The organism is Gymnodinialimonas sp. (assembly GCF_059726805.1).
Genome location: NZ_AP041059.1, coordinates 3,130,398 through 3,148,990, shown reverse-complemented (window position 1 = coordinate 3,148,990; position 18,593 = coordinate 3,130,398). Strand labels below are relative to the sequence as shown.

At 63.9% G+C, this 18,593-nt stretch carries 19 protein-coding genes and 1 pseudogene; 19 read left to right on the top strand and 1 reads right to left on the bottom strand.

Going from position 1 to position 18,593, the window contains the following annotated elements; all coding sequences use genetic code 11:
• Positions 1–303: 303 nt before the first annotated feature.
• The 19 genes and pseudogenes from AC6I9R_RS15375 (at position 304) to cysE (ending at position 16,380) form a co-directional block, all read left to right on the top strand.
• Positions 304–660 carry a hypothetical protein gene (locus AC6I9R_RS15375; RefSeq protein ID WP_461426443.1) on the top strand — a complete coding sequence of 119 codons (357 nt, stop codon included), beginning with the start codon at positions 304–306 and terminating at the stop codon, positions 658–660.
• A complete protein-coding gene (locus tag AC6I9R_RS15370) occupies positions 587–1,930 on the top strand; it encodes a DNA-packaging protein (protein WP_461426629.1) in 1,344 nt (447 codons plus the stop codon). Before AC6I9R_RS15375 ends, AC6I9R_RS15370 begins: the two co-directional genes overlap by 74 nt.
• A 90-nt stretch (positions 1,931–2,020) precedes the next feature.
• Complete coding sequence (locus AC6I9R_RS15365; protein ID WP_461426442.1) at positions 2,021–3,199, top strand: phage portal protein; 1,179 nt, start codon at positions 2,021–2,023, stop codon at positions 3,197–3,199.
• Positions 3,196–3,444: a GTA head formation protein, RCAP_rcc01685 family gene (locus AC6I9R_RS15360; RefSeq protein ID WP_461426441.1), complete on the top strand. Its 249-nt coding sequence runs from the start codon at positions 3,196–3,198 to the stop codon at positions 3,442–3,444. The genes AC6I9R_RS15365 and AC6I9R_RS15360 overlap by 4 nt, the downstream gene beginning before the upstream one ends.
• A 9-nt stretch (positions 3,445–3,453) precedes the next feature.
• The gene (locus AC6I9R_RS15355; RefSeq protein ID WP_461426440.1) at positions 3,454–4,005 is read left to right on the top strand and encodes an HK97 family phage prohead protease; all 552 of its coding nucleotides are present in this window, start codon (positions 3,454–3,456) and stop codon (positions 4,003–4,005) included.
• 48 nt (positions 4,006–4,053) lie between these two features.
• Positions 4,054–5,235, top strand: a complete 1,182-nt coding sequence (locus tag AC6I9R_RS15350) for a phage major capsid protein (RefSeq protein ID WP_461426439.1) — start codon at positions 4,054–4,056, stop codon at positions 5,233–5,235.
• Between the two features lie 163 nt (positions 5,236–5,398).
• A pseudogene (locus AC6I9R_RS15345) lies at positions 5,399–5,956 on the top strand (head-tail connector protein); the annotation flags it as partial.
• A 27-nt stretch (positions 5,957–5,983) separates the two neighbouring features.
• The gene (locus tag AC6I9R_RS15340) at positions 5,984–6,310 is read left to right on the top strand and encodes a phage head closure protein (RefSeq protein WP_461426628.1); all 327 of its coding nucleotides are present in this window, start codon (positions 5,984–5,986) and stop codon (positions 6,308–6,310) included.
• Positions 6,307–6,717: a DUF3168 domain-containing protein gene (locus AC6I9R_RS15335; protein ID WP_461426438.1), complete on the top strand. Its 411-nt coding sequence runs from the start codon at positions 6,307–6,309 to the stop codon at positions 6,715–6,717. Before AC6I9R_RS15340 ends, AC6I9R_RS15335 begins: the two co-directional genes overlap by 4 nt.
• A 40-nt stretch (positions 6,718–6,757) precedes the next feature.
• Positions 6,758–7,171: a phage major tail protein, TP901-1 family gene (locus AC6I9R_RS15330; RefSeq protein ID WP_461426437.1), complete on the top strand. Its 414-nt coding sequence runs from the start codon at positions 6,758–6,760 to the stop codon at positions 7,169–7,171.
• 3 nt (positions 7,172–7,174) lie between these two features.
• Positions 7,175–7,492: a gene transfer agent family protein gene (locus tag AC6I9R_RS15325; protein WP_461426436.1), complete on the top strand. Its 318-nt coding sequence runs from the start codon at positions 7,175–7,177 to the stop codon at positions 7,490–7,492.
• Positions 7,489–7,713, top strand: a complete 225-nt coding sequence (locus AC6I9R_RS15320; protein WP_461426435.1) for a rcc01693 family protein — start codon at positions 7,489–7,491, stop codon at positions 7,711–7,713. Before AC6I9R_RS15325 ends, AC6I9R_RS15320 begins: the two co-directional genes overlap by 4 nt.
• On the top strand, positions 7,697–8,365 hold the full coding sequence (locus AC6I9R_RS15315; RefSeq protein WP_461426434.1) for an RcGTA-type gene transfer agent tail tape measure protein: 669 nt from the start codon (positions 7,697–7,699) through the stop codon (positions 8,363–8,365). The genes AC6I9R_RS15320 and AC6I9R_RS15315 overlap by 17 nt, the downstream gene beginning before the upstream one ends.
• Positions 8,366–8,378: 13 nt before the next feature.
• Complete coding sequence (locus AC6I9R_RS15310) at positions 8,379–9,011, top strand: phage distal tail protein, Rcc01695 family (RefSeq protein ID WP_461426433.1); 633 nt, start codon at positions 8,379–8,381, stop codon at positions 9,009–9,011.
• Positions 9,008–9,886: a phage/gene transfer agent baseplate hub protein gene (locus AC6I9R_RS15305; protein WP_461426432.1), complete on the top strand. Its 879-nt coding sequence runs from the start codon at positions 9,008–9,010 to the stop codon at positions 9,884–9,886. Before AC6I9R_RS15310 ends, AC6I9R_RS15305 begins: the two co-directional genes overlap by 4 nt.
• Positions 9,883–10,317: a C40 family peptidase gene (locus AC6I9R_RS15300; RefSeq protein ID WP_461426431.1), complete on the top strand. Its 435-nt coding sequence runs from the start codon at positions 9,883–9,885 to the stop codon at positions 10,315–10,317. The genes AC6I9R_RS15305 and AC6I9R_RS15300 overlap by 4 nt, the downstream gene beginning before the upstream one ends.
• Before the next feature lies 1 nt (position 10,318).
• On the top strand, positions 10,319–14,761 hold the full coding sequence (locus tag AC6I9R_RS15295) for a baseplate multidomain protein megatron (protein ID WP_461426430.1): 4,443 nt from the start codon (positions 10,319–10,321) through the stop codon (positions 14,759–14,761).
• Positions 14,754–15,461 (top strand): DUF2793 domain-containing protein, encoded by a 708-nt coding sequence (locus AC6I9R_RS15290; protein WP_461426429.1) that lies wholly within the window; start codon positions 14,754–14,756, stop codon positions 15,459–15,461. Before AC6I9R_RS15295 ends, AC6I9R_RS15290 begins: the two co-directional genes overlap by 8 nt.
• A gap of 91 nt (positions 15,462–15,552) precedes the next feature.
• The gene (gene cysE / locus AC6I9R_RS15285; protein WP_461426428.1) at positions 15,553–16,380 is read left to right on the top strand and encodes a serine O-acetyltransferase; all 828 of its coding nucleotides are present in this window, start codon (positions 15,553–15,555) and stop codon (positions 16,378–16,380) included.
• 4 nt (positions 16,381–16,384) lie between these two features.
• Here cysE and AC6I9R_RS15280 read toward each other — a convergent pair whose 3' ends face one another.
• Positions 16,385–18,556, bottom strand: a complete 2,172-nt coding sequence (locus tag AC6I9R_RS15280; RefSeq protein WP_461426427.1) for a hypothetical protein — start codon at positions 18,554–18,556, stop codon at positions 16,385–16,387.
• Positions 18,557–18,593 lie beyond the last annotated feature (37 nt).

Here is an 18,593-nt window from a genome sequence, read left to right as displayed (position 1 = left end):
GCCCCTGATTTTCAAGGGTGCAAGGCTGCTTGGTTAATCAAGTGTTACCGTGCGGTGCGACCGTTAAGCCTTTGAAAACGCAAAACTTGTTGACCCACCGAACGGCCCGTGGCACCCCTTTAGGCACGCTGGAAGATGTGGGTTCAACGGCCAATCAGGGGTAATTCCCTGGGGGCCGTTTCTTTTTGTCCGGGTGAGACGGGGCCATCCTTTGTTTGGGGGCCACGGCGGACGAAAGAGCGTTTGACCGGACCTGCATTCTGCTCGTGACCGAGAGTTATCACGGACACGGGAAATACGAACATGACCAATACAGTTGAAATCGCCCCCCAAGACGACGTGCGCGACGAAAAGCTGGTGCTTCAGGCACAAGATGCATTCGACCGCGCCGTTGAGGCGTTGCAGGCCTCGTGCCGCTCGCTGGAGCAAGCGCCGGACGTCGGCGAGGGCGAAGTGACCAAAGCGGTGCGCCAGATGAATAGCGCATTCATACACACGATGGAAATGCGGGAGAAGGCACGTGAAGCAGGCTGCAAACGGTTCGGAACAGGTGGTTCAGGACAGCTCGACCTCGACGAAGCACGGGCTGAAATCGGGCTCCGCCTGGCTTGCCTCCGTGGGGCCGGACACGGAGGCGGCGTTCCTGAGCGGGCTGAATGAGAATGCCCTGGCCGCGCTGCCGTGGCTGTTCGAGTTCTGGGCCCTGCCGCACCAATTGCCCCCCGAGGGCGATTGGACCACCTGGGTGGTTCTGGGCGGACGCGGCGCGGGCAAGACCCGGGCCGGGGCCGAGTGGGTCCGCTCTATGGTCGAAGGCGCCACGCCGGAGGCGCCGGGCCGCGCGCGGCGGGTGGCCTTGGTGGGCGAGACCTACGACCAGGCGCTGGCCGTGATGGTGAAAGGGGAGAGCGGGCTGATTGCATGCTCTCCCCCCGACCGAGTGCCGCGCTGGGTGGCGGGCGAGCGCAAGCTGGTCTGGCCCAACGGAGCGGAGGCGCGGGTTTACTCGGCCCACGACCCCGAGGCGCTCCGGGGGCCGCAGTTTGATCTGGCCTGGGCTGATGAATTGGCGAAGTGGCCTAAGGCTCAGGAAACATGGGATATGTTGCAGTTTGGCCTGCGATTGGGGCGCCATCCCCAGCAGATCGTCACGACGACGCCGCGAAACGTTAACGTGCTTAAGGAATTGCTGGCGCGCGACGGGGTGGCCCATACCCATGCGCCCACGGAGGCCAACTCAGCCTACCTGGCGGATTCGTTTCTGACCGAGGTGCGGTCGCGCTACGGCGACACAAGGCTGGGACGGCAAGAGTTGGACGGCGTGCTGCTGGACGATGTGGAAAATGCGCTGTGGCAACGCGACGGCATTGATGAACAGCGCCTGGATGCGGCGCCCGAGATCACACGGGTCCTCGTGGCCGTCGACCCGCCGGTGACGGGCCACGCGGGCTCGGATGCGTGCGGGATCATCGTCTTGGGCGTGATCGAGGCCGGCGACCCGGCGCAGTGGCGCGCGGTAGTTCTGGAAGATTGCTCGGTTCAGGGCGTTACACCGAACCAATGGGCCCACGCGGCGGTGGCCGCCTACCACCGCCACGGCGCGAGCCGGATGGTGGCGGAGGTCAACCAAGGCGGGGTCATGGTGGCGGACACGATCCGCACGGTCGACCCGACGATCAACTTGCGCACCGTCCATGCCTCGACCGGCAAGGTGGCGCGGGCGGAACCGGTGGCGGCGCTTTACGAACAGGGCCGGGTGGCCCATTTGGGCACCCACGCGGAACTGGAAGACGAAATGTGCAAGATGGCGCTGACCGGGTACGAGGGCCAGGGCTCTCCGGACCGGGTGGACGCGCTTGTCTGGGCGCTGACAGAGGGCATGTTGGTGCCCGCCAAGAACCGGCTGAACCCCGGCATTCGCAACCTTTGATTTTGACTTGAACCGGCCGCGTGAAGTGGCTTTGGATCGGGCAGCGTCGCGCTGGCCCGTTCTTCATGTATGACTTGAGGAGAGGCTCATATGGTATTGGATTTCCTAAAGAAATCTACACGCGAGACGCCTGCAGTGTTGGCAGCACCCGAGGCCAAGGCCTCGGCCAGTGCGAAGCTGGCGGTCTGGGGATCGTCCGGCCGCGTGGTGTGGAGCCCCCGCGACGTGGGGTCATTGACGAAGAACGGCTTTCTGGGCAACCCGGTGGGCTTTCGCGCCGTCAAGGTCATCGCCGAGGCGGCGGCGGCCTTGCCGGTGATCTGCCGCGACGCGGAGCGCCGCTATGAGGCACACCCGATCCTTGCGCTTTTGACGCGCCCGAACGCGGGCCAGACCCGCGCGGATCTGCTGGAGGCCGCGTTCGCGCAGCTGATGCTGTCGGGCAATGCCTATGTGGAAGCGCTGATGACGGAAGAGGGCTATCCGACGGAGCTGCACGTTCTGCGCAGCGACCGGATGAGCCTGATCCCGGGCGCGGATGGTTGGCCGAAGGCCTATGACTATACGGTCGGGGCGCGGTCTCACCGCTATCCGGCGGAACTGATTTGCCATATCCGCAATTTCCACCCGCAGGACGATCACCATGGGCTCGCGCCGATCCAGGCGGCGGCGACGGCGATTGACGTGCACAATTCTGCGGCGCGGTGGTCGAAAGCGTTGCTCGACAACGCCGCGCGTCCGTCCGGTGCCATTGTTTACAATGGTTTGGAAGGCGCTGGCACGATGAGCCAGGATCAGTTCGACCGTTTGCAGATGGAGCTTGAAAGCCACCATCAGGGGGCGCGCAATGCCGGGCGTCCGATGCTTCTGGAGGGGGGATTGGACTGGAAGCCGATGGGCTTCAGCCCCTCGGACATGGAGTTCCAGAAGACCAAGGACGCCGCCGCGCGGGACATCGCGCTGGCCTTTGGCGTACCGCCGATGCTGCTGGGGATCCCGGGCGACGCGACCTATGCCAACTACGCCGAGGCCAACCGGGCATTCTATCGCCTGACGGTTCTGCCCTTGGCGCAGAAGGTCTGGGCGTCGATGTCGCACTGGATGTCGGGCCTGACGGGCGATGTGGTCGAAGTCACGCCAGACCTCGACGGCGTGCCAGCCCTGGCCTCTGAACGGGAGGCGCAATGGCGCCGCGTGAGCGAGGCCGCGTTTCTGACCGATGCCGAGAAACGTCGGTTGTTGGGGCTGCCGGAGCAGCCCGAGGCATGAGTGAACCACGCCCCGGCGGCGGCTCTCGGTACCTCTACGCGCCTTTCGATGCTGCTAACGCGCAGATCGAGGCCAATGAGCGGGTGCAGCAGGAAAGATGGGCCGCCCTGGCGTTCCGCCTCGAAGGGATCGAGGTGGCGCTGCAACGGCTGGAAAAGCGCCTTTGGCTCGCCGTGTTCGGCGTCGTCTCGGTGATCCTGGCGCAAGGGATCAACCAGCTACTTAACTTGAACGTCGGCGGATAGGAGATTGAAATGAATGCATTCTCGCCAAGTGGATTGGAAGTGAAGTTCCAGAAGTTCGATGGCGACCTGACCCTGGATGATGAGTTCGTCATCGAAGGGTATGCCTCGCTGTTTGGCGCCAAGGATCAGGGCGGCGACGTCGTGGAAAAGGGCGCTTACGCGAAGTCCTTGGGCGACGGTCGGAAGGTCAAAATGCTGTGGCAGCACGACCCGAACGAGCCCATCGGCATCTGGGATGAGATCCGCGAAGATGAACGCGGGTTGTTCGTTAAGGGGCGCCTGCTGGAAACCGTGGCCCGCGCCCGGGAGGCGGCGGCACTGACCAAGGCTGGCGCGATTGACGGGCTTTCCATCGGCTACCGCACGGTGAAATCCCACAAGAACGAAAGGGGCCTTCGGTGCCTTTCCGAAGTGGAGCTTTGGGAGGTGTCGCTTGTGACGTTTCCCATGCTTCCAGAGGCCCGTTTGGATGCCCATGAGGGCAAATCGACCGAGCTTCAAGACCTGGCGCAGGTGTTTGAAAACGCGCGCCTTACCCTGGCGGCCCGCAAGGCCCGCTGATCTCGGGCCCCCGTTTCGGGGGTCATACTCAACCACAAGGGACATCTCATGACCGAGACCCAGAACGGGGGCGCGGACCGCGCACCCATGGCTGAAGTCAAGACCGCGATCGGCGGGTTCTTGAATGAATTCAACCAATTCCAAGACGACATGAATGCAAAACTTCAAAAGCAGGAAGAGCGTATCGCAATGCTGAACACCAAGACAAACCACTCCGCACGTCCCGCCTTGTCGGCGGACATCGACACCACCGCGCCGCACAAGCTGGCGCTGAAGTCCTACCTTCGCTGCGGCGATGACGACGCGTTGCGCGGGTTGGAGTTGGAAGGCAAGGCGATGAACACCGCCGTCAATGCCGAGGGTGGCTACCTGGTCGATCCGCAGACCTCGGAGATGATCCAGTCGGTCCTGCGCTCGTCCTCCTCGCTGCGTTCCGTTGCCAATGTGGTGACCGTCGAGGCGACGTCGTTTGACGTGCTGATCGACAGCACGGACACCGGTGCCGGTTGGGCCGATGAGGTTTCGGCCACCGCTGAAACGGACACGCCCGCTATTGAGCGCATCTCCATCGCGCTGCATGAGCTTTCCGCCCTGCCCAAGGCGTCTCAGCGTCTGCTGGATGATGCCGCGTTCGACATCGAGGGCTGGCTGGCCGGTCGCATCGCCGACAAGTTCTCTCGCGCGGAAGCGGCGTCGTTCATCAATGGTGACGGCTCGGGCAAGCCCACGGGCCTGTTGACGCATCCGACGGCTGACAACGCCAGCTGGACCTGGGGCAACCTGGGCTATGTCGCCACGGGTACTGCCGGTGATTTCGATGCGGGCAACCCTGCCGACGCGATTGTCGACCTGGTTTACGCCCTGGGCGCCCGCTACCGCGCCAATGCCAACTTCGTGATGAACTCCAAGACCGCTGGCGCCGTGCGCAAGATGAAGGACGCCGATGGCCGCTTCCTGTGGTCCGACGGCCTGGCCGCCGGTGAGCCCGCGCGCCTGATGGGTTACCCCGTCCTGATCGCCGAGGATATGCCCGACATCGCAGCCGACGCGATGGCGATTGCCTTTGGTGACTTCGGTGCAGGCTACACGATTGCCGAGCGTCCGGATCTGCGTGTTCTGCGTGACCCCTTCTCGGCCAAGCCGCACGTTCTGTTCTATGCCACTAAGCGCGTGGGCGGCGACGTGACGGACTTTGCCGCGATCAAACTGATGAAGTTCGGCACCAGCTGATCTGACGTCATCTATCCTGTTCCGGCCGCGTGTTGCGGTTGGAATGGGTGGGGCGTGTGTGCGGGCCTTTGCGGGTCCAGCTGCGCGTCTCTCCGCATGAGCAGCGCGGAGGTCAGCGGCACGCCCCAGCTTCCCAATTTTCGTAATTCCCGGAGATTTCAACATGATGATGGTCGAATTGACCTCTGTCCCCAGCGCCTCCCTTCCGGTGAGCGCGCTGTCGGATCACCTGCGCCTGTCTTCCGGGTTCGCCGACGATGGCAGCCAGGACACGCAGTTGGAAGCCTGCCTGCGGTCCGCCATGGCCGCGATAGAGGCGCGGATCGGCAAAGTCCTGATGCAGCGCCAGTTCGCATTAACGATGGTGTCCTGGCACAATCCGGCAAGTCACGGCCTGCCGATAGCCCCGGTTGGGCAAATCGACAGCATCAAGCTGGTCTCGCGCCAGGGGGACGAAAGTGTTGTCGATGCGGAACGCTATTCTTTGCGCCCGGACGCGCACCGTCCCAGCATTGAAACACTCGCTGGATCGCTGCCCACGCCCGCCCAGGGCGGCACGATCGAGGTGATTGTCACGGCGGGATATGGCCCCGATTGGGCGAGCGTTCCAGCCGATCTGCAGCACGCTTTGTTGGCCTTGGCCGCTGATTTCTACGATCTCGAGGACAGCGCGCCGCGGCACATGCCGCCCCATGTCATGGCCCTGATTGAGCCCTATCGGCAGATCCGCTTGCGGGGGGGGGATGGCATGAAGCCCCCGCATTTCAACCGCAAGCTGGTGCTGGAAGGGCCTGAACGCACAAGCGACGGCGCGGGCGGATTTACCGAGGTTTGGCAAACCCTTGGCATCATCTGGGGCGAGGTTCTGCCGCGCGGTGCCGGGCGCGAAGTGGAGGCATCTGAGCTGAAGCTGAAGATCACCGTGCGCGCCGCGCCCCAGGGCGCGCCGTCGCGGCCCACGGCAGCGATGCGCTTTCGCGACGGGGCACGGGTCTACCGCATCGAGGCGGTGACCGAAGCCGATGCAACAGGTCGCTGCCTGGTGTGTTTCGTAAAAGAGGAGGTGGGCGCATGAGCTACGCCGCCACGGCCGCCCTGCAAGAGGCGGTTTTTGCCAAGCTGACGATGGATGCCACCGTCAACATGCTGACCGATGGCGCGATTTACGACGCGCTGCCGCCTGGCCCGGTGCCATCGATCTACGTGAGCCTCGGGCCCGAACGGGTCCGCGACGCCTCGGACGTTCTGGGCGATGGGGCTGTGCACGATTTCCCTGTCACCGTCGTCTCGGACGGGGCTGGATTTCACACGGCCAAGACCATTGCCGCCGCGATCTCTGACGCCCTTTCCGATGCCGATATGGCCCTTGCAAGGGGCGCGTTGACGGGCCTCAACTTCCTCCGCGCGCGTGCAAGGCGGGTGGGGGACGGACGCGAAATCGAAGTCTGGTTTCGCGCGTTTATCGATTCCAGCGACGCCTAGGCGTCGCCCCACAACACATTGACAATACTGGAGAACTGCCATGACAGCACAGAACGGTAAGGACCTTCTTGTGAAGGTGGACATGGACGGCAACGGCGTGTTTGAGACGATGGCGGGCCTGCGGGCCTCGCGTCTGTCGTTCAACAGCGAAAGCGTGGACGTCACAAGCCTGGAGAGCACCGGCGGCTGGCGCGAGTTGCTGCGCGGCGCGGGCGTGAAATCGGCCTCCATTTCCGGCTCGGGCATCTTCCGCGATGCCTCTACCGACGAGCGGGCGCGCGACATCTTCTTTGAGGGTGAGATGCCCGATTTTCAGGTCGTGATCCCGGATTTCGGCATCGTGGAAGGCGCGTTCCAGATCAGCTCGATCGAGTATGCGGGCACGCACGATGGCGAGGCGACCTACGAGATCTCCATGGCGTCCGCGGGCGCGTTAACCTTTACGGCGATCTGATCCATGGCGAACCCTTGGACCGGCGAAGTGGCGTTAACCCTGAACGGGGAGCGGCACACGGCGAAGCTGACGCTGGGGGCGTTGGCGGAGCTGGAAGAGTGGCTTGGCGCGGGATCCCTCACGCAGATGGTCGCCCGGTTCGAGGGGGATGGCCTGAAGTCCGCGGACGTGCTGGCGCTGGTGTGCGCGGGCCTTCGCGGCGGCGGATGGCGCGGCCAGATGGAAGATCTGATGGAGGCCGAGATCGAGGGTGGCATCCTGGAGGCCGCGCGGATAGCCGCGCGGCTTCTGGTCCTGGCCTTCCGGCCCGTGGCGTCATGAGCGACGACCCGATCGGCTTTGATTGGCCCGCGCTGATGCGTGTGGCTTATCAAGGGCTTGGCCTGACGCCAGAGGCATTCTGGGCGATGACCCCTTCGGAATTTCTGATCCTGCTTGGCCCCGAAAACGGGGCTGCGCCTTTGCGACGCGACGCGTTCGACGCGCTTCTCGCGCGCTTCCCAGACAAGAGAGACGAGGACGGACATGACAGAGATGGATGACACTCTCAGCCGCTTTGACGCCGAGATCGCCGAGTTGGAGACGAGCCTTGCGGGCGCGACCTCCATGGCGGCGGCGTTCCAGGGCGAGCTGCGCGAAATGCAGGGCGCGATGCTTTATACCGGGCGCGAGGTGAACTCGATGAGCCGCGCGCTTGGTGGTGGCTTGCGGCGGGCGTTTGACGGCGTTGTGTTTGACGGCATGCGCCTGTCGGACGCGCTGCAGAACGTGGCGACCAGCATGATCGATGCCGCCTACAACACCGCGATGCGGCCGGTTCAGAACGCCCTGGGCAACGCTGTGGGCAACGGCATTAACTCTTTGCTCAGTGGCATCCTGCCGTTCGAGAAGGGCGGCGCGATCAGCCAGGGCCGCGTGATGCCGTTTGCGCGCGGTGGCGTTGTGAGCAGCCCCACGACCTTTCCGATGCGCGGCGGTACGGGCCTGATGGGCGAGGCCGGGCCGGAAGCGATCATGCCGTTGCGGCGTGGTCCGGACGGGAAACTAGGCGTGGCTGCCGCGGGCGGCGGCGGTGGTCCGGTGCATGTGACGATGAACATCACCTCGCCCGATGTGGCCGGGTTCCAGCGGTCCTCCAGCCAGGTGGCCGCTCAGATGCAACGCGCGTTGGCGCGTGGTCAACGCAACCGCTAAGGGGAGATAAACCATGGGATTTCATGAAGTTCGCTTCCCCGCCAACCTCAGCTTCGGCTCTGTCGGTGGGCCCGAGCGGCGCACCGAAGTGGTGGCGCTGACCAACGGTTTTGAAGAGCGCAACACGCCCTGGGCGCATTCGCGCAGGCGGTATGATGCGGGCGTGTCGATGCGCTCGCTGGACGACATCGCGCTGATGATCGACTTTTTCGAAGCCCGTCGCGGGCAGCTCTATGGGTTTCGCTGGAAGGATTGGTCGGACTTCAAATCGTGCGCGCCGTCCGCCGAGCCGAGCTTTCGCGACCAGCGGATTGGCACCGGTGACGGCGTGACCAAGACGTTCCAGCTGACCAAAACCTACCAGTCCGGCATTAACTCTTATGCGCGGCCGTTAACCAAACCAGTGGCCGCGACCGTTTTGGCGGGCGTCTCGGTCGATGAGCAAACGGCGGGCGTGCATTTCGAGGTCAACACCACGACCGGCGAGATCACTTTTGTCGACGCCCCCCCCAAGGATGTGGAGGTCACGGCGGGCTACGAGTTCGACGTGCCGGTGCGCTTTGATACCGACATGATCCAGACCTCTGTCGCGTCGTTCCAGGCCGGTGAAGTGCCGAATGTGCCCGTGGTGGAGATCCGGATATGAGCGTTCAAGATCTTGATTTACATCTGAAAACCGGCGCGACCGGTGTCTCGCGTTGTTGGCGGGTGACGCGCGTGGATGGCACCCAGTTTGGCTTCACGGATCACGACGGTGATCTGGCGTTCGACGACACCACCTTTCGCGCGGGCACGGGGCTGAGTGCTGCGGCATTGAGCCAGACGACGGGCCTGTCGGTGGACAACACCGAGGCTGTCGGCGCGCTGTCGGACCTGGCGATCACCGAGGAAGATATCTTCGCGGGCCGTTTCGATGGCGCCGAGGTCGAGGCCTGGTTGGTGCAATGGGCCGAGCCGGAAAATCGGGTGCTCCAATTCCGGGGCTCTCTGGGGGAGATCACTCGCGCGAATGGGGCGTTTTCGGCTGAGCTACGGGGTTTGGCGGAGCGGATGAACGTGCCCTCGGGGCGCGTCTATCAGCGCACCTGTCAGGCGGTTCTGGGCGACGCGCAATGCGGCTTCGACCTGGAGACGGCGGGCTATGTGACCGAGGCTGAGGTGACCACGAGCGATGGGCGTGTGTTCACGTTCGAGGGCCTCACCGGATTCGAGCCGCGCTGGTTTGAGCGCGGGCGTATGCAGGTTCTGACGGGCGCGGCAGCCGGGCTTTCGGGCGCGGTGAAACTCGACCGGGTCGCAGATGACACGCGCATGGTCGAGCTATGGGACAGCCTGCGCGAAGATATCGGCCCCGGCGACACCGTGCGCCTGACTGCGGGGTGCGACAAACGGATGGAAACCTGTCGCCTGAAATTCGTTAACGTCGTTAACTTTCAGGGCTTCCCGGACATTCCGAACGAAGACTGGCAGGTTGCGCATCCCACGCGGGTGTCATCGCGCAGTGGCGGCTCGCGCAGATGAGCGCGGTGGTGACGGCGGCGCGAAACTGGCTCGGTACGCCCTACGTTCATCAGGCCGCCTGCAAGGGGGCGGGGTGTGATTGCTTGGGTCTTTTGCTGGGTCTTTGGCGTGAGTTTCACGGCAATTTGCCCGCGCCCGTGCCCGCCTACACCAACGATTGGTCCGAGACGTCAGGCGAGGAGCGGCTTTTGCAGGCCGCGCGCGCGCATATGGCCGAAAAGGGCCTTCGCGACGCCGAACCTGGCGACATTTTGATTTTCCGGATGCGCGCGGGCGCTGTGGCGAAACACGTCGGTCTGCAAACGCAGACAGGCGATAAGCCTCGGTTTCTGCACGCTTATTCTGGGCGTGGCGTCGCCGAAGGCGCTTTGACGACCCCCTGGGCAAGGCGCGTTGTTGCGCGTTTCACCTTTCCCGAAAGGAAAAACTGATATGGCAACCCTTCTCCTTTCAGCAGCCGGTGCCGCGGTGGGCGGCCTGATCCAGGCGCCGATCCTGGGCATGACCGGCGCCGTTCTGGGCCGTGCCGTTGGTGCGACCCTCGGGCGCGTGATTGACCAGCGCCTTATGGGCACCGGCTCGGACCCGATCGAGGTGGGCCAGACGGACCGTCTGCGCATTACGGGGGCGGGGGAAGGCGCGCCGATTGCGCAGCTTTTTGGTCGGATGCGGATGGGGGGCCATGTGATTTGGGCGACCCAGTTTCAGGAACGCGCCAGCACAACCGGGGGCGGAAAGGGCGCGCCGCCGCAACCTCAGACCACGACCTATTCTTATAGCATCAGCCTTGCCGTCGCGCTGTGCGAGGGCGAGATTTCGCGTGTCGGCCGGATCTGGGCCGATGGGGTTGAGATCGACCGCGAGTCTGTGACCTGGCGGCTTTACAAAGGCACGGCGGATCAGATGCCTGATCCTTTGCTGGAGGCCGTCGAAGGTGATGGCGCAGTGCCCGCCTATCGGGGCACGGCCTATATCGTGTTCGAGGATCTGGACCTGTCGCCCTACGGCAACCGGGTGCCGCAGTTTGCATTCGAGGTCGTGCGTCCGGCGCAGCCCGAGGTTGAGCATGTTCCGAGTGCCGCGTCCGCGGTGCGGGCTGTCGCACTGATGCCGGGGACGGGGGAATATGCGCTGGCGACGACGCCTGTGAGCCGTCGGATTGGTCTGGCGGGAGGTGCCTCCAACAACGTGAGCGCGGAAGGGGGGTTGAGCGATTTCTCTCAATCTCTTGGGCACTTACGGGACACGCTGCCCAACCTCGAGTCGATCTCGCTGATCTATTCGTGGTTTGGGGACGACCTGCGGGTGGGCCAATGTTCGGTCCGTCCAAAGGTGGAGCAGACTGAACACGATGGCATGGAGATGCCGTGGGAGGCCGCCGGGATTACCCGATCGATGGCCGACGAAATCGCCCAGATCGATGGGCGTTCTGTCTATGGTGGAACGCCTGCCGATGGCTCTGTGCTGGAGGCGATTGAGGCGATCCACGCAGGCGGACAAGAGGTCACGTTCTACCCGTTTTTGCTGATGGAGATGCTGGAGGGCAACGGCCTGCCCGACCCTTACGGCGGCGACGAGCAGGCCGTTTTGCCGTGGCGCGGGCGGATGACGGGCGATTTGGCGCCAGGCTTGGAGGGCTCGCCCGACGGGACGGCGGCCAACCGGGCGGCGGTTGAGGCGTTCTTCGGAACGGCTGAGGCGTCGGACTTCACGACGGGGCCTGGCGGTATCCAGTACGCCGGACCGGTGGAATGGAGCTACAGCCGCTTCATTTTGCACTGCGCGGCCTTATGCGCCCAGGCGGGCGGAGTGGAGGCGTTCTGCATCGGGTCCGAGATGCGCGGGCTTACGCAAATGCGCGACGATCAAGGCTTCCCGGCGGTGGAGGCCTACATCGCCCTGGCTGCCGAAGTGCGCGCCCTGCTGCCCAACGCCAAGATCACCTATGCCGCTGATTGGTCTGAATATTTTGGCTACCATCCCCAGGACGGATCCGGCGACGTTTTCTTCCATCTCGATGCGCTTTGGGCAGATGACAACATCGATGTCATCGCCATCGACAACTACATGCCGGTAAGTGACTGGCGCGATGGGACGGAGCATGCCGATTACGCCAAGGGCCCGATCCACAATCTTGATCATCTGAAATCCGGGATCGAGGGCGGTGAAGGTTATGACTGGTATTATACCGGCCCCGAGGCGCGTGCTGCACAGCGTCGCGAGCCGATCACAGATGGGCAAGGGGCGCCCTGGGTGTTCCGCTACAAGGACCTGCGCAATTGGTGGCAAAGCGAGCACCACGAGCGCCGGGGCGGTCAGCGCCTGAGTGATTTGACGGTTGAGGGGCCCGCTTTTGATGGCGAGGTCTTCACCTCGGACTACTGGGTTCAGAACTTCAACTACTCAAAGACTACACTCCTGACTGCGCCCTCGGTCGACGCCTTTCCCGACGTGGAGATCGTGCCCGTTTCGGGCGAGGGCAATGTGGTTCAGGCAACCGGGGCGTACCGGATCATGTCTGAGCGGGGCGCGCGCGATATTGTGCCGGGCCAGAGGATCAAGATGACCTTGCGCACGCGCCTGGTTTCTGACCCCACGGATGGTAACCCGCATTGGCACTATATCTGGCTGACGTACTTCAACGCCGACGGATCCTATGGCGGGCTGCGGAACCAGAAGCTCTGGACGGGTCTGGAGGTTGCGGACGGATGGGTGGAGCGGAGCATCGAGTTCTCTCCGGATGAGTATTTGGGGACCGGGCAAATTGCGGCTGACGCCGTGTCCTGGCGCCTGATGATTGGCCTCAACGGCTTCACGATTTACTCGCCGGCAGGCGCGGTTCAGCAGATTTCGGAAGTTCGCGTCGAAGTGCTGGATGCCGTCAGCCCTTGGGTTCCGAAATCCAAGCCGATCTGGTTCACGGAGTTCGGGTGCGCGGCCATCGACAAGGGCAGCAATCAGCCGAACAAGTTCCTTGACCCAAAATCCTCTGAAAGCTCGATCCCGCATTATTCGAATGGACGGCGCGACGATCTTATTCAGGCGCAATATCTGCGCGCGGTCATGGATTACTGGTCGGAGGAGGGACGAAATCCGCAATCCGATCAATATGATGGGCCAATGCTGGATCTGGGGCGGGCCCATGCCTGGGCCTGGGACGCGCGGCCTTGGCCAGCCTTCCCCAACGACCGTGAACGTTGGACCGATGGCATCAATTGGGGGCGCGGCCATTGGCTGACCGGGCGTCTTGATGCGCAACCATTGGACCTGGTCGTCGCTGAAATCTGCGAAGAGGCGGGCATCACGGATTACGATGTCTCCCGGCTTTATGGGTTGGTGCGCGGCCATGTCTCGGCCCAGACCCAAAGCGCGCGGGCCCGGTTGCAGCCGCTGATGTTGGCTTATGGCTTCCATGCCGTAGAGCGGGATGGGAAGCTTGTCTTCCTGCCCGTGCCTGAGCAGCCCGAACACGTGATTTCCGTTCCGATGACGGCGCGGGATGGCGATGGTGAGGGCGGATTCACCCATACGCGCGCGCCGGAGGCCGAGACGGTGGGTCGCTTGCGCATCGGTTATACCGAGGCGGAGGGCGGCTATGACGACAAGGTTGCCGAGGCGATTTTCCCCGGTGACGGGGCCGATCAGGTCAATGACGTGGACCTGCCGATGGCGTTGACCGCCTCGGAAGGGCAGGGCATGGCCGAGCGTTGGTTGGCAGAGGGCCGTGTGGCGCAAGACACGCTGCGCTTTGCGCTGCCACCGTCCGAGCGCGCCATCGGGGCGGGCGCGTTGGTTGCGACGGAAGACGGCCACACCTGGCGTGTGGATCGTGTAGAAGATCGCGGCTTCCGCCAGATGGAGGCGGTTCGGGTAGAACCCTCTACCTCTGTCCCGTCCGATGAGGTAGAAGAAGTCGCGAGTTTCGAGGCATTCGTGCCGCCCTTGCCAGTCACGCCGATTTTCCTCGATTTGCCGCTTCTGACCGGTGACGAAGTGGAGCACGCGCCGCATCTGGCCGTCGCGGCTGAGCCCTGGCCAGGCTCTGCGGCGGTCTATTCCGCGCCGGGTCCGGACGGGTTTGCGCTGAATACGTTGGTGGAGCGTCCCGCGATTGTGGGGACGTTGATGCAGCCTCTGGTGGCGCAGAACCCCGGTATTTGGGACCGCTCGGGTGCTGTGCAGATCCGGTTGGAGACGGGCAGCCTGTCCTCTTCCGAGTTGCAAGCCGTCCTGGCAGGCGCGAACGCGGCGGCCATCGGTTCCGGAGAGGATGATACCTGGGAGGTGATGCAATTCGCCGACGCTACGCTTGTCGCCCCGGACGTTTGGGAGATCGGCCTGCGCCTGCGCGGCCAGCAGGGCACCGACGCGGTGATGCCAGAGGTCTGGCCCGCCGGTAGCATCTTCGTGCTTCTCGATAGTGCGGTGGGGCAGGTCGATCTGGCCAGCACCGCCCGCGGGTTGGAGCGTTACTGGCGCGTCGGCCCGTCGCGCAGATCCGTTGATGATGCCAGCTACACGGAAAAGGTCCTGGCATTTCAGGGTATTGGCCTGCGGCCCTACAGCCCCGTTCACCTGCGGGCGCCGCGAGAGGGCGCGGGGCGCGATGTCAGCTGGATCCGCCGCTCGCGGATTGATGCGGACACCTGGGATGGCACGGATGTGCCGTTGGGCGAGGCGTCCGAGCAGTACATTCTGCGGATCACGGATGCCACGGCCATCCGCCGGGAAGTGGTGCTGAGCGCGCCGAGTTTCACCTACACCGACGCGATGCGCGCCAGCGATGGCACGCTTAGTGACTATTCCATCGAGGTTGCTCAAGTCTCCGAACGGTTCGGAGCGGGGCCCATAGCAAGGATTCAGATCAATGACTGACACCCCCGAACTGGCTCTGCCGCTGTTGGCCCCCGCCCAGGCGCAAAAGCATGTTACCGTCAACGAGGCGTTGGTGCGTCTGGATGGCCTTGCGCAGTTGCGCCTTCAGTCCGTGACCGAGACGACACCTCCCGCCGCTTTGGACGGGTTCGCCTACGGCGTGCCCTCGGGCGCGGTGAATGCCTGGGCGGGGCAGGAGGGGTCTGTCGCCATCGCCTCGGGCGGCGGTTGGGTCTTTGTGCCGGCGCAGCGCGGTTGGCGCGCGGTGGTGCTGGACGCCGGGTCTTTGGCGATTTTCAACGGGTCGGCCTGGCGCATTGGGGCGCAGACGCTGACGCAGGGCGGGGCCTCTGTCGGGCTGACGTCGGCGGAGTTCGACGTGACCCTGGCCGCCGGGTCCAGCGTAACGACGCCTGTGCTTTTTCCAGCACGGGCAATCGCTTACGGGATTACGGGGCGCGTCGTCTCAGCCATTACCGGGACCGCCACGACCTGGGACATCGGCGTGGCTGGTGATTTGCAGCGCTATGGCGCGGGCCTGGGCACGAGCTTGAATTCCTGGGTCAGCGGGCCGGGCGCGCCGCAGGTCTATTGGTCCCCGACAGCGCTGGAAATCACCGCGCAGGGCGGCGATTTTGCGGGCGGTACGATCCGCCTGATCGCGCATTACGCGACACTTTCCTTGCCCGACCCAGTGTAAGCTGAGCTAACAGTCTACACATTTCGTTGCATGGACCTTTGCGGTGGCCTCGCTTATTCTGGCGAGAGTACCACCGCAAAGGAGGCGGCCTATGGCGCGCACTCAATCCCCAGATCGGGCCCATGTGACTGAAATCGATCCGGTCTGGCGCCGGATCACCGACGAGGCCGAGGCCGCCGTTGTCGCCGAGCCGTTGCTTGGCGGGTTGGTCCATGCCTGCGTCCTTCATCACCCCTCCCTTGAGAATGCGTTGGCCTACCGGGTTGCGCAAAAACTGTCCTCGTCCGAGATGTCCGAGCAGTTGCTGCGCGAGATTGCGGATGAGGCTTTTGCCTCGGACCCTGGCCTTGGGGCGCAGGCGCGTGCGGATATCGTGGCGGTCTTCGACCGCGATCCCGCCTGCCACCGTTTCCTGCAACCTTTGTTGTTTTTCAAAGGCTTCCAGGCAATCACGGCCTACCGCGTCGGCCACTACCTCTGGCGGCAGGGGCGCAAAGACCTTTCGTACTTCATCCAGATGCGCGTCAGCGAAGTCTTCGGCGTCGACATCCATCCCGCGGCCCGTGTGGGCCAGGGGATCATGATCGACCACGCCCATTCCATCGTCATCGGTGAGACGGCGGTGGTGGGAGACAATGTCTCCATGCTGCACTCCGTCACGCTTGGCGGTACCGGCAAGGAAGAGGAAGACCGTCACCCCAAGATCGGCAATGGCGTGTTGATCGGTGCGGGCGCGAAGGTTCTGGGCAACATCGAGGTTGGCCATTGCTCTCGCATCGCCGCGGGCTCTGTGGTGCTGGAGGCCGTGCCGCCGATGAAGACCGTGGCCGGCATCCCCGCGAAGATCGTGGGCGAAGCGGGCTGCGCGCAGCCGTCCTTGACGATGGACCACCTGTTCGGCGGGCCGTTCCAGGGCTAGGCCGCTACTGCATGTAGGTGTAGAACAGCCAGCTGTGGAAAAGGTCCATTGATAACAGGACGTTACTTGCGTTCGCGTCGTCGGGTATGGCGCGGGCGCACATCACGGCATCCCACGCTCTTCCCTCGTGCATCGCGACAAGGCACTCCTCGCCCCAGGTCGCCCTGTTTTCCGGCAGGCCCAATCTTGTGATCGGCACGGTGAATGTGCCGCCCCCGCTGGCAGGACCAAGCTCGAAGTCGGGGCTTTCGACCCGGGGGCCAAAGGTGTTGAAGGTGAACGTGCCCGTTGCGGAAAGCTGGCCCGCGTCCTCGAACCGCAGCGTCATGCTTTCGTTCAGATGATGGCCGAACACACCCACGGTTGATGGGCTGGGGCCGGTCGAGAAATGGCTGATGAATGGATGCTGCTCCCCTGCGGAGAACTGGTCCGACGTGGTCGCGATGGAACTGGGCTCTCCATCGATCACGATGAGCTGGTCGAACGCGATCTCGCGACCGCTGGCCAGATCCGCCGGGTCGAAACTGCCCGGCGGCATGTGGAGGTTGATGTTCGCCCAGTTGCCGGTCGGAACGCCCCAGTAGGGGTTGGTGGGGTTGTGGGCGAGCTGCACGGTCAGCGCGGGCCCTTGAACATGGCCATAATCCAGCAAGATCAAGCGCATACAGGCCGGGCCCCGGATGGCTTTACCCCCGAACGTGGCCTGGATGAAGGCCTCTCCGTACTCCGGCAGCAGGTCTGGCTGGGACGCGCCGTTGTCCCAGGTGCCCCAGGCGTTGGCGATGTTGTTCAAGGCCAGCGTCTGGGTGTTGCAGGCGCTTTGGGGGGATTGCTCAAAGCGGACGGCGAAATCGCGCAGAATAAGATCTTCCGGCTCTGCAAGGCGCTGAACGGGGCTGAAAAACGCCACCGTGCGCAGCGTATGGGTTTGCCCGGCAGCCAGCGTCAGCGTTTCCCCGGCGCTGAGCACGGTGTCCCCGGTAAAGATCTGCAGATGCGGCGACGGCGCCGACCCGTTGAACTCCGCATCAAGCGAGACGACCACCTCGCCGTTGGATGCGTCCACCTGGTAGTCGTAGCACGAGACGCGCAGGCCACGCAGCGCCTCGCGCTGGCTTTCGACGACGGGCCGTTCATGGAGGTGAACGCGCGTGCCGTTGGCAGGGAAAGTGACCTCGTAAGGGCCGCATCCGAGCAGCTGATCTTCGTGCGTGCCATCGTAGAACGAGCCGTTGCGGATGATCTCCTGCAAGAAATCCTGATAGGCCTCCGGCAAGGATTGCGCGCGCGTATCCCGCAGCCACTCATCCACGACGTAACCCCCGCCTTCATCGTCGCCTTCGAGGGCGCGGTACATGCCATCGACCTGGCGCATATCGCTGATCTGGCGCGCGAACAGGTGCGACCAGAACGACGACGTATCGTATTCGGCCCGCCAATCGGTGGCGAACAACCCCCCTTCAAATCCTGTGTAGCGCCGCGATTGCGGCCCGAGAAAATGGGTGTAACGCGGCTCAGCGATCAGCGGCGCGAGCGTCGCCGTGCCGGAAGGAACGACCTGGTCGTATTCATCGAAGATACGAAACGCGGTCATGGCCATCGCATCAGCCATTCCTTCGGTCACCCAATTCTCATACCACAGGCTCTCGATGTCGGTTTCGTAGTAATAGGCGAGCTGAATGGCATGGAACAATTCATGGGCGACGGTGAAGAAACGCTGGATGTTCGGGCCCGTTTCGCCTGTCACATCTCCGGTCCGTGCCGGGCGGAACCGGACACTCAGCCTGCCGGGCCGGCTTTCCAGTTCCGGCGCGGACAGCCAGCTTCCACCGGCACTGCCCGATGAAAACACACCGTTTGGGTCGTCCTCGGGGTCCTCCGAGTAGAAAATCTCGGGCACCACATTCATCACATAGCCCTCGCCGGACCCGAAACGCAGGGGCACTGCGGCGGGGGTCTGTTCGATTGGCAGGGCAGGCGCGGTCAGGCCCCAATCCTGGAACAGCTCGGACGCGAAGCGCGCGTAGCGCAGGGCTTCATCCACATCGCTTTGACGCACGGAAATGGTGACGAGCCGTCCGCCCGCCCGACGAAAAGCGTAGTTATCAAACCGGCAATAAATGCCGGGTTCCGGGGCGTAGGTGACCGTGGCGCCGGGGCCGTGTCGCTCATCCAACGAGCACAGGGCAACCCATTCCGTCGTCGGCCAAGGG

Bases quoted from the DNA above. Each gene is read 5' to 3' on its own strand.
- AC6I9R_RS15375 (WP_461426443.1), top strand. From the start codon at position 304: ATGACCAATACAGTTGAAATCGCCCCCCAAGACGACGTGCGCGACGAA.
- AC6I9R_RS15365 (WP_461426442.1), top strand. From the start codon at position 2,021: ATGGTATTGGATTTCCTAAAGAAATCTACACGCGAGACGCCTGCAGTG.
- AC6I9R_RS15360 (WP_461426441.1), top strand. From the start codon at position 3,196: ATGAGTGAACCACGCCCCGGCGGCGGCTCTCGGTACCTCTACGCGCCT.
- AC6I9R_RS15355 (WP_461426440.1), top strand. From the start codon at position 3,454: ATGAATGCATTCTCGCCAAGTGGATTGGAAGTGAAGTTCCAGAAGTTC.
- AC6I9R_RS15350 (WP_461426439.1), top strand. From the start codon at position 4,054: ATGACCGAGACCCAGAACGGGGGCGCGGACCGCGCACCCATGGCTGAA.
- AC6I9R_RS15340 (WP_461426628.1), top strand. From the start codon at position 5,984: ATGAAGCCCCCGCATTTCAACCGCAAGCTGGTGCTGGAAGGGCCTGAA.
- AC6I9R_RS15335 (WP_461426438.1), top strand. From the start codon at position 6,307: ATGAGCTACGCCGCCACGGCCGCCCTGCAAGAGGCGGTTTTTGCCAAG.
- AC6I9R_RS15330 (WP_461426437.1), top strand. From the start codon at position 6,758: ATGACAGCACAGAACGGTAAGGACCTTCTTGTGAAGGTGGACATGGAC.
- AC6I9R_RS15325 (WP_461426436.1), top strand. From the start codon at position 7,175: ATGGCGAACCCTTGGACCGGCGAAGTGGCGTTAACCCTGAACGGGGAG.
- AC6I9R_RS15320 (WP_461426435.1), top strand. From the start codon at position 7,489: ATGAGCGACGACCCGATCGGCTTTGATTGGCCCGCGCTGATGCGTGTG.
- AC6I9R_RS15315 (WP_461426434.1), top strand. From the start codon at position 7,697: ATGACAGAGATGGATGACACTCTCAGCCGCTTTGACGCCGAGATCGCC.
- AC6I9R_RS15310 (WP_461426433.1), top strand. From the start codon at position 8,379: ATGGGATTTCATGAAGTTCGCTTCCCCGCCAACCTCAGCTTCGGCTCT.
- AC6I9R_RS15305 (WP_461426432.1), top strand. From the start codon at position 9,008: ATGAGCGTTCAAGATCTTGATTTACATCTGAAAACCGGCGCGACCGGT.
- AC6I9R_RS15300 (WP_461426431.1), top strand. From the start codon at position 9,883: ATGAGCGCGGTGGTGACGGCGGCGCGAAACTGGCTCGGTACGCCCTAC.
- AC6I9R_RS15295 (WP_461426430.1), top strand. From the start codon at position 10,319: ATGGCAACCCTTCTCCTTTCAGCAGCCGGTGCCGCGGTGGGCGGCCTG.
- AC6I9R_RS15290 (WP_461426429.1), top strand. From the start codon at position 14,754: ATGACTGACACCCCCGAACTGGCTCTGCCGCTGTTGGCCCCCGCCCAG.
- cysE (WP_461426428.1), top strand. From the start codon at position 15,553: ATGGCGCGCACTCAATCCCCAGATCGGGCCCATGTGACTGAAATCGAT.